The 14,256-nt window shown below is 68.7% G+C and carries 6 protein-coding genes; 2 read left to right on the top strand and 4 right to left on the bottom strand.

All coding sequences use genetic code 11. From position 1 onward, the window contains the following. Positions 1–59: 59 nt before the first annotated feature. The 4 genes from PSH03_RS28655 to PSH03_RS28640 form a co-directional block, all read right to left on the bottom strand. The gene (locus tag PSH03_RS28655; protein ID WP_210786684.1) at positions 60–473 is read right to left on the bottom strand and encodes a hypothetical protein; all 414 of its coding nucleotides are present in this window, start codon (positions 471–473) and stop codon (positions 60–62) included. A gap of 20 nt (positions 474–493) precedes the next feature. After that, positions 494–7,426 (bottom strand): polymorphic toxin-type HINT domain-containing protein, encoded by a 6,933-nt coding sequence (locus PSH03_RS28650; RefSeq protein ID WP_238690949.1) that lies wholly within the window; start codon positions 7,424–7,426, stop codon positions 494–496. Between the two features lie 108 nt (positions 7,427–7,534). Further along, the gene (locus PSH03_RS28645) at positions 7,535–11,257 is read right to left on the bottom strand and encodes a LamG domain-containing protein (protein WP_238690948.1); all 3,723 of its coding nucleotides are present in this window, start codon (positions 11,255–11,257) and stop codon (positions 7,535–7,537) included. 117 nt (positions 11,258–11,374) lie between these two features. Then, positions 11,375–12,394, bottom strand: coding sequence for an NAD-dependent epimerase/dehydratase family protein (locus PSH03_RS28640; protein ID WP_238690947.1), 1,020 nt, complete (start codon positions 12,392–12,394; stop codon positions 11,375–11,377). Positions 12,395–12,613: 219 nt separating this feature from the next. Here PSH03_RS28640 and PSH03_RS28635 point away from each other — a divergent pair, with 219 nt between their 5' ends. Continuing rightward, entirely contained in the window at positions 12,614–13,546 is a 933-nt protein-coding gene (locus PSH03_RS28635; protein ID WP_210786692.1) for an ABC transporter ATP-binding protein, read from the top strand. After that, positions 13,543–14,253, top strand: a complete 711-nt coding sequence (locus tag PSH03_RS28630) for an ABC transporter ATP-binding protein (protein WP_238690946.1) — start codon at positions 13,543–13,545, stop codon at positions 14,251–14,253. The genes PSH03_RS28635 and PSH03_RS28630 overlap by 4 nt, the downstream gene beginning before the upstream one ends. Positions 14,254–14,256: the final 3 nt, after the last annotated feature.

Below are 14,256 nucleotides of genomic sequence, written 5' to 3'. Positions count from 1 at the left end.
CCACTGTCATCGGGCCGACAAACGCTCCCGAACAACCTTATTAACAAGATCAATTTCGACTAGATTAACGGTCCGTCAAGAACATCGTATTCACAGTAGAGACCGACCAGGTATTGCTTCGAGTATTCCCCTCCCTGCGCGATGTTCTGCGGCAACCATTCGTCCGGTCCGGGATCGAGGTCAACCACGCATCGCCCGGAAGAACAGTCAAGATTCAGCCCATCCGACAAAACTGTGTACGAGTACTTGGCGCTCGAAACGAACTGGTACTCACTGACTCCCTTGACGATCAAGCGGACGAGTCGCCATTCGTTAGCGCTTGCGTCCATCGCCTGAATTTCAACGGAAGCGGTGCGATCACCGATCGGAACACGAGGTAGGTGCAGGCGAACTCCAGTGATAACGCCATCCTCGAAGCGAATAAACCGCTCCAGGAATGACTGGACATCGCGTTGTTCGAGCCGCGCAGACACCTAAATACCCTCCTGTGAGCTCATGGCCTCAGATTCCACCCGGGCGGAAGGTCCGGACCTGGAATATGCGGAGCACCCGCACCATGCCCACCACCGGGAGTGCCGGGCGGGTCAATGATGTGGCCATGCGGACCGCCTGTTCCATGGTCCTTGAAATCATAGTGCCCAAATGCATCGCCATCCCCATTGTAGATCGTGTTCTGCACTGGGGTTCCATCTCCGCCCGTACGGGTGTAAACGGAATTCGGCTCCCCGCCGGTCCACGGGGGCCGACCCGTTCCGGACATATGACCACCTATTGGAAGCCCATCGTCGCCGAGTGGGATCCTGGCATCGACCGGGCCATATGGTCGATCCGCCATCGACGGTGCGGGCGTGAAGCCGTCACCGCAGTTGTGAACCAGGACCGGCGTTTTGCCCGCCACCACATAGTACGTGTGGATGTCCGCGACCGTGAGGTCGTGCATCGACTTCAGGCCGGCATACGACCGGACGGCCTGGACGGTTACCGCCTTGCCATCCAGGGCCCGCAGCGACTCGCCGACCTGCACATCCGCGGCATCGATCCAGTCCTTCCGGTCCTCGCTCCAGAACGGGTGGTGCTGCGTGGTCTTGATGACGGAAGGCTCGGCGCCGGCCGCCACGACCGTCAGGTCCGTCAGGTCCGCATCCTCGTTGCGGTGGGTGCGGGTGACCTCACGAGCCGCGGTCTCGCCGGTCTCCGGGTCGGTGGCCAGGACCAGGTCGCCTTCTTGCAACTTCTCGATGGCTTCGTAACCACCGCTGGCCAGCACCACCTTCGTTCCCGGCGCGAAGCTGTGTCGTTTGACCAGGCAACTCTCGGCTGCCTTCAGGACGTTGTCGGCCCATTTCGTGTCCTCGGACCATTTCAACAGGGCCTTGCCGGCCCTGGCGATCGTGTTGGCCATCGGCTTGGCCTTGCGGAGGAACTGGAGGGCCTTGGTCGCCGGCAGCATTCCGGCGAGTGAGAAGGCGCAGGCCATCAGATCGCCGTGGATGCAGTCCAGGATGTCGTTGATGCCGAAGAAGTCGAGCAGAAGCTTTCCGCCGGCCTGGATGATGATCGAGATGGCGTTCTGCTTCTTGACTTCCTTGGCCCGCTTGATCTCCTCGTTGGTCGGGCCGCCGTTCTTGCCGCCGCCCCTGCCGCCCTTGTCGCCACCGCCGCCGTTGCCGCCACCAGCATCATGCGCGGCGTGCGCCTCTGCCCAGTCGTCGTCGCCACAACTGCCACCACAACCGTCGTTGTCGCCCGCGACCTCGACGTAATTGCCGTACATGTCCTCGTAGTCGGCGCCCGGGCCGCAGGCGTCGTCCGAGCAGGACCGGAGGCCGCTCGGGTCGGAGAACGTGATCGGGCTGTTGTTGCTGTAGGCATAGGCGTTCCACTGCTGCGGATCGGCCAGGTCCTGCACCGGGTCGACCGAGATGAACCGCCCCAGACCGGTGTCGTACTGCCTGGCTCCGATGTTCGTCAGGCCGGTCGGGTCCTTGTCGCCTCCGACGAAGCCCTTGTTGTTGGTCCACTGCGGCTGGCTGCCGCGAGGATCGCCGTACGGGGTCTGGCGGCGTACGGTGACCGCCTGCGACGCCGCGTTGATGCCGGTCTGCTGGGTGCCCTGGTGGTCGGAGTAGAGCCAGGTCAGCGCGCTCGGCGTACGGTTGGCGACCATCTTGCCGGCGAAGCTGTAGTAGCGGGTGCCGGTGATGACGGAGTTGTTGTCCCGCCGGATCTCCTGGCCCGGCAGGTAGAGCGTGCTGCCGGTGGCGTCACGCCGGATCAGGCGCGCGCCGTCGGCGTCGTAGATGTTGGTCTCGACGGTCTGACCGCCGACCTTCACCGTGGCGAGCTTGCCCTCGGCGTTCCACGTGAGGGTCTGCGAGTTCGCCGCCGTCGCGCAGTTGTTCGCTGTGGTGGCCGCCGGTCGGCAGGTCATGTTGCCGACGTTGTCGTAGGCGTACTGGGTCGTGACGGCGGGTTGGCCGGGCGCCTCCGTGGCGACCGAGGTGACGGCGTGCGGCCGTACGACGTCCTTGCCGCTGGTCGGCGTCGTGTAGTCGCGCTTGGTGTCGCCCGCCGCGGTGTGCACCTTCTCCGTGCTGCGGTTGCCGACCGCGTCGAGGGTCCACTCGTGCCAGTACGGTGCCGGCCCGCCCAGGTTGGGCACGCTCGGATCCGCCGCGCAGTCGACACCCGTCTTGGGCGTCCAGGCGTTGGTCATCCGACGCAGGTCGTCGTAGCGGAAGCACTGGGTGTCCGCCGTACCGACCTGCGGGGTGTCCTTGATCCAGAGGATGTTTCCGATGGCGTCACGCTTGTAGTTGGCGTCCACCACCGTGCCGGCGCCGGTCTCCGGCTTGACCGTCATCCGGTCGACGCGCCGGGTGGTCAGGTCGTAGTAGGTGTTGTCCTCGACGTACACGCCGCCGTCGGTCTTGCGGGTGGTGAGGGTCGGCTCGCCGTACTGGGTGTACTGCTGGCCGATCACGTAACGGCCCACGTTGATCAGGTTGGTTGCCAGCTCCGTGGGCAGACCCGTCGTCGAGTCGTACTTCGTCTCCACCTTCTCGGTGGTCAGACCGCCGCCACCGGGATAAATGATCGACGTCGGGCTGCCGTTGTACGGGGAGTATCCGTAGGCGTAGGACCAGGTGCCCGCGAGGTTCTGAGCCTCGTTGGTGGGGATGACGTAGTTCGCGCCGTCCGGCTGGTAGCGGTCGGTGAAGTCGCTCACCTGCCACTTGTAGGCGTTGGCCGATCCTGCGGACTCGTACCGGATGCTCTCGGTCAGTTGACCGCGGACCGTCTTGCCGCTGTAGAGCTTGTCGTACTTCCACTCGGCCAGCTTGTTGCCGGCCGCGACGCTGCCGGCGTAGAGGCCCTTGCGCCGCCCCATGGCGTCGTAATCGTTCACCAGGACGTTGTTGGCGGCGTCGGTGGTCCTCTCCACCTGGTCGTACTGGGTGTACGACATCGTGGTGGTGCCCTTGTCCGGGTCCTTCGCGCTGATCTGGCGACCCTTGATGTCGTACGCGTTCACCCACTCGTTTCCGCCGGTGTCCCGGACGAGGGTGAGCTGGTTCTTGCGGTTGTAGGTGTAGGTCGTCACGATGTCCGGCTTGACCTGGGTCTTGTCGGCCCGCTGCCGCAGTTCGATCGTCCGACCCTGCACGTCGGTCTTGGTGGTGGTGACGGTGCCGCCCTCCGGCGGGTTCACCACTGTGGAATCGCCGAGGTACTCGGTCCTGGTGCGCCACTTCTCGACGAGGTTGGTGATCCCGTCGGTTCCGAAGAACACCTGGTCGGTCGTGCGGGAGGCGTTGTCGTAGACGGCCTTCGACACGGCCGGCACCGACCACTCCGGCTCCCACCAGAGCGCGCCGGCGGGCGCGCCCGGCTCGGCATGCGCCTGGTAGGTGGTCACGGCCCGACCGGTCGCGTCGTAGAGCGTGTCGGTGACCACCCGGTCGCCGCCGACCCCGGCAATCTGTGTCTGGCGGGGCCGCAGGAAGGCGTCCTTGATGTCGTACGAGGTCAGGTAGCCGCCGCCGGCGTTGAGCACCCGACTTCTGGTGTACGGGTAGGCGTCCCGGTTGGGCGCGTACGAGTAGGTGTAGTCGACCGACGGGCTGGTCGGGTGGGCGGTGCGCGGCCAGCCGACCGCCCAGCCCTTGGCGAGGCGACCCATCGGGTCGTACTCCATGTCGGTGAGCCGACCGTTGTAGTCCTTGGTCTGGATCGGCTGACCCCAGTAGGGCCGCGTCTCGATGGTGTTGACCCAGTCGACGCTGCCGCCGTTCGGATCCGGGGTCTTGGTGGTCACCGTCATGACCGGCCCACCGGTCGCAGGGGTGTACGCCGTCGTCACCGTACGGCCACGCGCGTCGGTGGCGGTCTTCGGCCGCCCGTACACGTCGAAGGTGGCCTGGCTCAGGGTCTGCCAGACGGTGCCACCGCCGACCGACCAGTCCTGGAGCCGGTCGATCCGGGTGACCTCACCCCGGCTCGGTGGGGTGTCGACGCTCGTCGCGCCGTCGTAGAACTTGCGCTCGTCGGCGACGATGTCGTCCTGGCTGGCCGGCGCGGTGGCGCAGGGCACCGCCTTGACGGTGATCTGCTTGACCGTCTGGATCAGGTTGGCACCGGTGTTGCGGTTGTAGAGATAGGTGGTGCACGTCTCGTCGCCGGTCTTGGCCACGTCACCGTCGGACTGGATCGTCTTCGTGCTGCCGTAGGTGCCGTCGAAATTCGACACGCTGCGTGACGTCCGCCAGCCGGAGGCGCCGTTGACTCCGAGCGCCACGGCGTTGTAGGTGATCGCCGTGTTGACGTACCGGGCGGTGACCGTGTCCTTGTTGATGGTGCGGGTCGCTGTCGCATCCGAACGCCACGGCACATTGACCGTCTTGCTGACCGGCTTGGTCTTGGTGCCGTTGTAGACGACCTGCTCGCGGACCATGCCGGCGAACTGGTCCTCGTCGTACACCGTCTCACCGCCGAGCGAGGCGCCCACCGTGACGGTGCGGGTGTCACCGTTCGCGTTCAGCCGGTCACCGTGCATGCCCCGCAGGAAGGTCGTCTCGGTCAGGGTCTGCGCCGGAGCGTCGCCCTTGCGTACCTGCACCTGGCCGTAGCCGCGGAACTGGTTCCACGTCTTGCGTTTCGGCTTGACCAGGCCGTTGTCGTCGGCGTAGTGCCAGGCCGGGTTGCCGATGTAGTCGTAGTACGTGTTCTGCACCGGCTGGCCGTGGTCGGTGCCGCCGACCTTGACCATGATGTCGGACTCGGAGACCTGTGTGACGACGTACTTGTGCCAGTACTCGGTGAGTTCCTTACCCGGTTCGTACGGGTCCGGTCCGACCACCGGGTAGCAGAGGCGGGTGTTGTTCTCCGGGGAGGACGGCAGGCTGCTGCTCTTGCAGTCCTCCTGGCTGTACGTGACCTGGATCTTCCCACCGGTCTCGGTGATGATGTTGCCGATCCGCATCCGGTTGTTGCTGGTGTTGTTCTTGCTCAACACCCGGTTCCGCTTCGAGATCGGCTCGAAGGTCACCGGCGGCATGACCTCCGTGCCCCCGACCAGGCCCTTGTGCACCAACGAGTCCAGCCACATCCCGGCGTGGTCGCTGCCGTCACCGACCGGCGGGTAGGTGTGGCCCAACGTCCAGGAGTCGACCGGCTGCCAGTCGTCGGGCGTCTTGGTGGTGTCCCAGACCTTCGTGGTGACCGCCGACAGCCGCTTGGTGGTCCAGAACGTCGGGCCGTAGTTCTCCTTGCAGTCCGCCGCCGCCGCCGTGCACTCCTGGTCCCAGGGAACGTCCTTCCAGTTGCCCCGGTTCGTGCAGTCGACGGTGCAGCGGTTCGCGATGTCGAGGACGACCTGGGCCAGCGGCTGGACCGAGCGATCGGTGCTGCCACGGTCCCAGGTGCCGTAGTCGATCCGCCGCAGCGAACCGCCCCGGGTGTAGAGCGCCTTGTTGGTGGACGTGGCGTTCTTGGCGTAGTAGTTGTCCTCTTTCTCGTACCAGTACGACAGCGTGTTGCCACGGGGGTCGACGACGTAGTCGAGGTTCCACCGCCAGGTCTGGTTGCAGAACGACGAGGCGAACGTGCCCGCGTTGCACGGCTCGTTGGTGTGGTTGCCGGCGACGGGGACGTTCCACGCGGAGTTCGTCGTGGTGCTCTGCCCCGGCAGGCTGTTGAGGCCGAAGAAGTACTGCATGCCGTCGGGCGTCGTCACCTTCCAGTGTTCGCCGTCGTCATCGCCGTTGGCGGCACTGAGCTTCTTCTCGATCTTCGAGCCGTCCTCGTTGCGGCTGTGCCAGCCCTTGCCGGTTTCGAAGATCAGCTCCCCGCCCCGGCCGTTCAGCGACATGGTGGCGTTGTCCGACCGCCAGCACTGGTCGCCGGTACGGTTGGTGCTGTTGTTTCCGCCGCTCATGTCGTCGGCGCACGGCACGTAGCTGCGCTCGATGTAGCCGGACCAGAGGCTGAAGCCCTCGCCGGCCCAGGACGGCTGACTGTTTGACGCGTCGGACTGTCCGTCGACGGCGTCGGAGGTGTAGGAGAGGCCGAGGCTGGGTGCCGGGCCGCCGATCGCCGGCGGCATCCGCATCGGGTACGACCAGGAGAAACCACCGGTCGACGTACCCGCCGACCAGGTGGCGCTGGCCGCCATCGGCGTGGCGGAGAAGTCACCCTCCGGACCCGAACTGCCCGCGGCGAGCGCGACCAGTGTGGACGCCGCCCCGGTGGAACGCGCCGTCGAGGCGCCGGCGGTGACCGGCACCTCGGCGCTGACCGAGCCACCGTCGTTGTGGGACACCAACGGCGTGGCGGCACAGTCGGCCCGCTCCGGGGTGCGCAGTCCACACTCCGGCACCTGGAACAGCCGCAACCGGGATGCCCAGTCGCCGCCGAAGGCGTCCCGGAAGCTCCGGTAGTCCACCGAGACGGTGGCCGCACCCGGCTGACCGAGGGCTGCGGACGAGGTGGTCGCCGAGCCCTGACCGGCCTCGTCGACCCGCAGCACCAACCCGTCGCGCCACCGCGCCGGCACCGTCGCCCGGTTGAGCAGCTCGACCGAGACCGCAGAGGTCCGGGCACCCGCCGCACCGGCCGCTCGGGTGACCGACACCGGCAGCGCACCGACCCGTACCGCCGCCGGCGCAGACCGGCGCTGCCCGGTCGGGGCCTCCGCCGGGAGCGTCACCGTGGCCTTGCCCGGCTTCGGCCACACCGGCGCGGCCGGCTTCGCGCTCGGCACCTGCCGGGTGGGCCATGCCTGACCGTCGGCCGTGGCGCCGTCCTTGTCGAGCTTCTCCCGTTGACCGGTCTGGGGCTTGGGGCTGGTCGGCGCGGCCTGCGCCGGGACCGACAGCCCGGTGACGACGAGCGCCCCACTGAGGATCCCTGCCACGATCGCGTGCATCCGGCTATGCGGCTTATATGTCATTTTGGCCAGTTTTTTGGGGTAGCGAGTCACCATGCCTCCACTCACGAGGTGTCGTGCTGCGGGTAGCTGAGGGGTACGAGAGCGTCAGTCCTCGGGTGCTTCCACCGACTCCGGTGACTCCGCGTCGAAGAGCGTCTTGACCGCCACGTCGGTCAGCGCCCCCTGATAGAGGCCGAGCTTGTCGATGTCGCCCTGCCAGAGGTCGCCCCACCGCGGCGTCCCGCCCACCGGGGTGAAGCGGGCGGCACCGACGACGAGCGGACCGGTCGCGTTGAAGGCACCGGTGAAGGCGCCGCTGCCGTAGCCCTTGATGCCCTCCTGCTTTCCGTTGACGTAGAGCCGGACCTCGCGCCGGGACGCGTCGTAGACGGCGACCAGATGCGTCCACCTGGCCCGGTCGTCCTCCGTTATGACCCGCGACGACATCGGGACCTCGACGGTCTGGCCCGAGATGACGTCGTCGTCGACACCGAAGACGCTGAGACACCACCGGTATTCGGTCGTGCTGCCCACCGTGAAGGCCCGCTGGCCGAGGTAGAAGGCCGACTGTTGACTGCCGGCCTGGCTGACGGCGGTCATCGTGCCCAACGCCTCCGCGTCGGGTCGCACCCAGACCGACACGCTGAAGGACTGATCGGTACGCAGCACGCGGCCGTCCTGCCAGACCGGGTTCTGCGGCTCGGCGAGATTGTCCTGTGAGCGCCCGTACTCCACGGTCTGCTGGGCGGGATCCTCGATGCCCTGCCGGTCCAGCGCCAGGAACTTGTCATCGGACAGCGAGCCGAAGTCGACGCCCTGGGTCAGCGCCAGTCGGCGGCCGAACTGGCCGTCCTCCGGCGCGCTGCACAGCGTGGGGTCGGACGACTCCTCGTAGCAGGCCATGCCGTTGGCGAAGCTCCAGTCACCCACCTTGATCGCCGCGAGCATCCCGGGCTCGTCGAAGCCACCGGAATCCGGGTCCTCGGCGAGCTGACCGGTGAAGTCGTGCGCGACCAGCACCCGGTCATAGACCTGCACGTCGGCCAGGTTGCCCTTGAACCAGTTGATCGGAGAGCCCGCCCACCCGCGGCCGACGGTGAAGATACCGCCCGCGCTCCAGGCCGTCGCGGTCCGGTCCACCTCGCCGGTGAGCGTGCCGTTGACGTACAGCCGGACCTTTCCGGCGGTCTTGTCATAGACGCCGGCGAGGTGCGTCCACCGACCGACGTCCGCGGCGGTCAGGGCGGTACTGACAGCGGGTCGGCTGGTGCTGGTGGTCAGGTCGGTGTCCTTCATCATGAACGACCAGCGGGGCGTCGCCGGGGAGCCCTCCAGTCGGGTCCCCAACTGGAACCCCGTGGTGCTGGTGCCCGCCTGCGCGGCGACGACCATGTCGCTCGTGGTCGGCAGCGCCCCCAGTCGCACCCAACCCGCCACGCTGAACGACCTGGTGGTGTCCAGCACCGGTCCGGCCGTCGCCAGGGCCGACGAGGTGCCGTTGAACGAGGCGGTCTCGCCACGGATCATCCGTAGGTCCCCCGTCCACGAGACGCTCCCCGAGGACAACGGGGTGCGGCCCGACGGCGGGGACTGCTGCATGTCGTCGAGCGCGTTCGCCGCCGTGACGCCGGGGTACGTCTCCAGACCCCAGCGGGCGACAGCCGGCGCCGCACGCGCGGCGGTGAACTCCAGCGAGCCATGCCCGACGTTGCCGGCACCGTCGGTGGCCGAGACGTAGAGGGTGTTCAAACCGTACTTCGGCACCACGAGCGAGACGACCGCCTGCATCACGCGGATCGGGGCGTTCGGTGGCACGTTCACAAGGCCGCTGGTCGCCGCGAGCTGCGTGGTGGCCGGGCTGGCCCAGCCGTACGCGACCTTCGTCACCGTGAGGTCGGTGGACCGGATCGTGAAGTTGGCCGTGCTGCCCGGCACCGTCGATCCGCCGCTCAGCACGGCGGTCACCGGTGGGACCTTGGTGTCCGCCAGGAAGGTGCACCAGTCGGACCAGACGCTGGTCTGGCTGTACGGCGCGGGGTCGGTGGCCTTGGCACGGAACGCGTACTTGACGCCCTCCCCGGCCGTCACCGCGGCCGTGGTCGAGCGCCCTCCGGCGGGGACCGACGCCCCGGCGGGAGCGGCCCGGCGGGGCGTCGAGGCGTCGATCAGACCGTTGGCGGGCACCTGGACCCACTCGTACCCCGTCGTCAGCGCCTGCGTGCCGTCGGCGTCCGGGAAGATCGCGGAGAAGATCGGCTTCAGCGTGCCGATGACGAGCGTCGTGTTGGCCGGGCAGGCCACACCCGCGATCTGCAGGTTGTTCGGCTTGCCGGGGATCGAGTCGAAGTCGACCACCAGCTTGGCGTTGCCAGGAAAGAACTTCTTGTACCGGTCGGTGGTGCTCTCACCCGAGCCGTCGGTGGCGCTACAGGCGCAGAAACCGAAGGTGATGTTTGTGGCGCTGCTCGTCGCGGACGACTGGATCACGCTGGTCACCGCGGACCCGGTGAAGTTGACGGTCATGTCGGGTTGCGGAGAGTCGGAACACCCGGAGCCCTCGTTGGCGTGCGAACTGGCCGAGGACTTCAGGCCGATCAACTTCGGTGCCCACTTCGTGCGCGGCGTCGAGGCGATGACCCCCGAGTGGTAGAGGTAGGTCGGGGTGTTGCCGCAGGACCAGGAGTGGTCCACCTTCATCTGCACGTACGCCGACTCGATGTGCTTACCCCGGACAGTGGTCAACGGGAAGTCGAAGTAGGACCGGTACAGTTTTCCCGAATCCGGGTCTCTGCCCACCCGGGCGACCGAGGTGTCGGTGTTGTTGCTGTTGTTGTTCGTCGAGTACGCCCAGCGTGACTTGCCGGTGGACCAGGCGGGGTCGATGTAGACCGGGAAGGTGGCGTTCCCCGGTGCGAGCAACGTGGTGTCCGGACGCAGCAGCAGGTCCCCGTCGGCGACCTCGACAGCGACGGCGGCGGTCCGTGCCGCGTCACCGGGCGCCGCCGCTGACGACGGCCCACCACCGGAGCCCGAATCCGCCGCCGAGGTCTGCGCCGAGCGGCTGCCCGCCGGCCCGGTAGCGGAACGGGAGTCCCACATGACGGCGTTCTCCGCGGCGGCGAGGACCTCGCCGTCCGCCATGGCGGACAGGTTGCCGTCGCGCCCTCGTACCACCCGCGCGTCTCCACCCAGGTCGAAGCGGAGTTCGCGCAGGCGCGGATCCGCTGCCGCCTCGGGGGTCTTGACCACGAAGACGTGCGTGAAGCCCGTCCGGGTGGCGCGCAGCACGAGGTCCGTGCCCGGCAGCACCTCCACGTAGGTCGCGGCGTCGCCGGACACCGACGGGCGCGGAAGGCCGCCGGGCCACGACAGGGAGAACGACCTGCCCTGCCGGGACAGGATCACCGCCGGGGCGGCTCCTCCGGCGGAGAAGCGCACGTCCGCGACCGACGCGGCGGGCCGCCAGCCACCCGAATCCTCGATGAGCGTGAGGTCCACGTCAGCCCAGGAGCCGTTGGGTCGGTGCACACGCTGCGGCTGTACCGCCATTTCGGCGGTGAAGTCACCCGACGGATTCGCGAAGACCTGGGTCAGCTCGGTTCGGGCCGACGCCACCTCCACCCGCTGGCCCGAGCGGCGCGCCGCAACCGCGGCGGACCCCGCGTCGGCCGCCTCGGAGACCCGGGTGGGCGGCTGTGCCGCGGCGGGCGGTGCCGCCTGCGCTGGCACCGCGAGGCTCGACGCGCCGAGCAGCGCGACCACGGCACCAACAACCGGTCGAGATTGTCTGGAAAGGAACGCAGGCAGCAGCCAGCGGCTAGCAGTCATCAAAAATCCCCCGTGGCAATGAGAACTAGTCGGCCGAACTGTAGGGATGCCGCACATGTTTGTCTATGCCGTTGACCATGCGTTATGGCAAATGGGACGAGAGCCCTTAATGATCACTCAATCTGCACCCGGCGTCACCGATTCCTGGGCGGCGAGCACCGCCGCCTCCCGGGTCGGGTCCAGCCCGATGGAGCTGCGCTGCGGTCGTCCGGCGCGCGGCGGAACCGCACCGACCTCGCGCAGCCAGCGCCAGGTGTCGCCGACGGTCTCGGCCACCGGCCGACAGGTCAACCCGGAGGCCAGGGCGCGGGTCACGTCCTGCTCCAGCAGGCCTCGGTACGGGTGGCCGCGCGGCAGCCAGATCGGCAGGTCGCTCCACGGCTGCACCCCGGCGGCGAGAATCGACGCCGGATCGGTCCAGCGGAGCCGGGCGTCGGACCCGGTGGCGGCCACGCACGCGTGCAGCAGCTCGCCCATCGTGGTCTGCGCCGGAGGACCGACCGCGTTGAACGTGCCGCCCACCTTCCGGGCGCCCGCGTCGAGCACCCACCCCGCCAGGTCGCGGACGTCGACGTACTGCACCGGCAGGTCGGCCGGCGCGGGGGCGAGCACGTCCCCGCCCCGCTCGATGCGCCGCAGCCACCAGGGCAGCCGACCGATGTCCTCGCCCGGGCCCAGGATCAGGCCGGCCCGGGCGACCAGCGCACGCTGATCGAACACCTCCCGCACGGCACGCTCGGCACCGGCCTTGAGCTGCGGGTAGTCGCCGTCGACGGCGCCCGGGTCGGCGTCCACCACCGGGGAGTCCTCATGCAACCCCGCCGCGGCATGGTCGGTGTAGACCGAGCCGCTGGACACGTACACGTAGTGGCCGACCGAGTCGACCAGGGCGCGGGCGGCGTCGCCGGCGGCCCGCGGCGCACCGTCCCAGGTGTCCGCCGCGACGTCCCACTCACCGCCGGCCAGCGCGGCCAGGCCGTCCGGCGCGGTGCGGTCACCCCGCAACCGGTGTACGCCGGACGGCACCGTGCCGTGCAGCCCTCGGTTGAACACCGTCACCGACCAGCCGCGGCGCACCGCCTCGGTGACCGTCGCCCCGCCCACGAAGCCCGTACCGCCCAGCACCAGCAGTCTCATGCGCGCCACCCTGCCGGCACCGGCCGGCGAAGGGCACCCCTGTTCACCGGCAGCGGATCTGCCAGTGGCAGAACCGGACGCTGGGCGGGAGGGTGCGGGCGTTCACGCTCACGCGGACCCCGTCCAGAATGCAGGAAAGCCACCCCGGGCATGGTCAACGGAGGCGCCGATTGCGAAACTGCTTCAATCTGCGTCAGCACAACCCGGACGGAGCAGGGAATGTCCAGCACACCGCTGTCCCTGCCGCAGCCATCCGCGCGGGCACCCGAGTTCGGCCGGGACGCTCTCATCGTCTGCGAGAACCTGGTGCGGATCTACCAGACCGGTTCGATCGAGGTGCAGGCACTGCAGGGCCTGGACCTGGCCGTGCAGAGCGGTGAGCTGGTCGCCGTCGTCGGTGCCTCCGGGTCGGGCAAGTCGACACTGCTCTCCATCCTGGCCGGCATCGACGCCCCCACCGCCGGGCGGGTCCGGGTCGACCGGTGGAACCTGCTGGCGATGTCCCGCGCGGACCGGGTGGACTACCGGCGGCACACCGTCGGGTTCGTACGGCAGCAGACGGCGAGCAACCTGATCCCTTACCTGACCGCACGGGAGATGGTGGACCTGCCGATGACGGCTGCCCGTACCGGCAAGCAGGAACGCCGGGAGCGCGCGGCCGAGCTGCTGGACAGCCTCGGTGTCGCCGACTGCGCCGACCGCCGCCCCGGGCAACTCTCCGGAGGGCAGCAGATGCGGGTCGCGATCGCTGTGGCGCTGGCCAACCAGCCGCGGGTCCTGCTCGCCGACGAGCCGACCGGCGAGCTGGACGCCGCCACGTCCGCGGAGGTCTTCGGTGTGCTGCGGGACGTCAACCGGCGCTACGGCGTCACAGTCGTCGTGGTGACCCACGATCCGGAGGTCAGCGGCCAGGTCGAACGGACCGTCGCGATCCGGGACGGGCGCACCAGCAGCGAGGTGCTGCGCCGCACCACCACCGACGCGGAGGGCGACACCCACCTGATCGCCGAGGAGTACGCCGTGATGGACCGGGCCGGGCGGGTCCAGGTGCCCCGCGAGTTCCGCCAGGCGCTCGCGCTGACCCGACGGGTCCGGCTGGCCCTGGAACCCGACCACATCACGATCCACCCCGACTCGGAAAGCGGCGAATGAGCAGCGAGCCACTGCTGAGTGTGCGCGGCGTACACCGGCGCTTTCGCACCGGGCCGACCGTCGTGCACGCCCTGAACGGCGTGTCGTTCGACGTGGCCGCCGGTTCGATGGTGGCGCTCGTCGGCCGGTCCGGCTCGGGCAAGACCACCCTGCTCAACGTCATCGGCGGCCTGGACCGCCCGGACGCCGGCACCGTGCACGTCGACGGCACCGACGTCACATCGCTCGACGAGGACGGCCTGTCCCGGCTGCGGCGCGAGAAGGTGTCGTACGTCTTCCAGAGCTTCGGGTTGATCCCGGTGCTGTCGGCCGCGGAGAACGTCGCGGCCCCGCTGCGGATGGCCCGCGTCGCCCCCACCGAACGCGAGCGGCGGGTCGAGTTGCTGCTGGAGCTGATCGGCCTGGCCGACCACGCCCGGCAGCGGCCGGCCGAGCTGTCCGGCGGCCAGCAGCAGCGGGTGGCGATCGCCCGCGCGCTGGCCGCCTCACCCCAGCTTCTGCTCGCCGACGAGCCCACCGGGCAACTGGACGCCGAGACAGGCCTGTCGGTGATGGCCCTGCTACGCGGGATAGTGGAGTCCGAGGGCGTCACCGTACTGGTGTCGACGCACGACGCGGTGATGATGGCCCTGGCCGACCGGGTGATCCGCATCCACGACGGGCACCTCGACGAGCAGGCGGCCAGGCAGCCGTCGGACGCCGGATGACGC

The organism is Micromonospora salmantinae, from assembly GCF_022230905.1.
GTDB classification, from domain to species: domain Bacteria; phylum Actinomycetota; class Actinomycetes; order Mycobacteriales; family Micromonosporaceae; genus Micromonospora; species Micromonospora salmantinae.
The sequence above is the reverse complement of the archived record's forward strand: the minus strand, read 5'-3'. Positions and strand labels throughout refer to the sequence as shown.

Bases quoted from the DNA above. Each gene is read 5' to 3' on its own strand.
- PSH03_RS28630 (WP_238690946.1), top strand. From the start codon at position 13,543: ATGAGCAGCGAGCCACTGCTGAGTGTGCGCGGCGTACACCGGCGCTTT.
- PSH03_RS28645 (WP_238690948.1), bottom strand. From the start codon at position 11,257: ATGACTGCTAGCCGCTGGCTGCTGCCTGCGTTCCTTTCCAGACAATCT.
- PSH03_RS28650 (WP_238690949.1), bottom strand. From the start codon at position 7,426: ATGCACGCGATCGTGGCAGGGATCCTCAGTGGGGCGCTCGTCGTCACC.
- PSH03_RS28635 (WP_210786692.1), top strand. From the start codon at position 12,614: ATGTCCAGCACACCGCTGTCCCTGCCGCAGCCATCCGCGCGGGCACCC.
- PSH03_RS28640 (WP_238690947.1), bottom strand. From the start codon at position 12,394: ATGAGACTGCTGGTGCTGGGCGGTACGGGCTTCGTGGGCGGGGCGACG.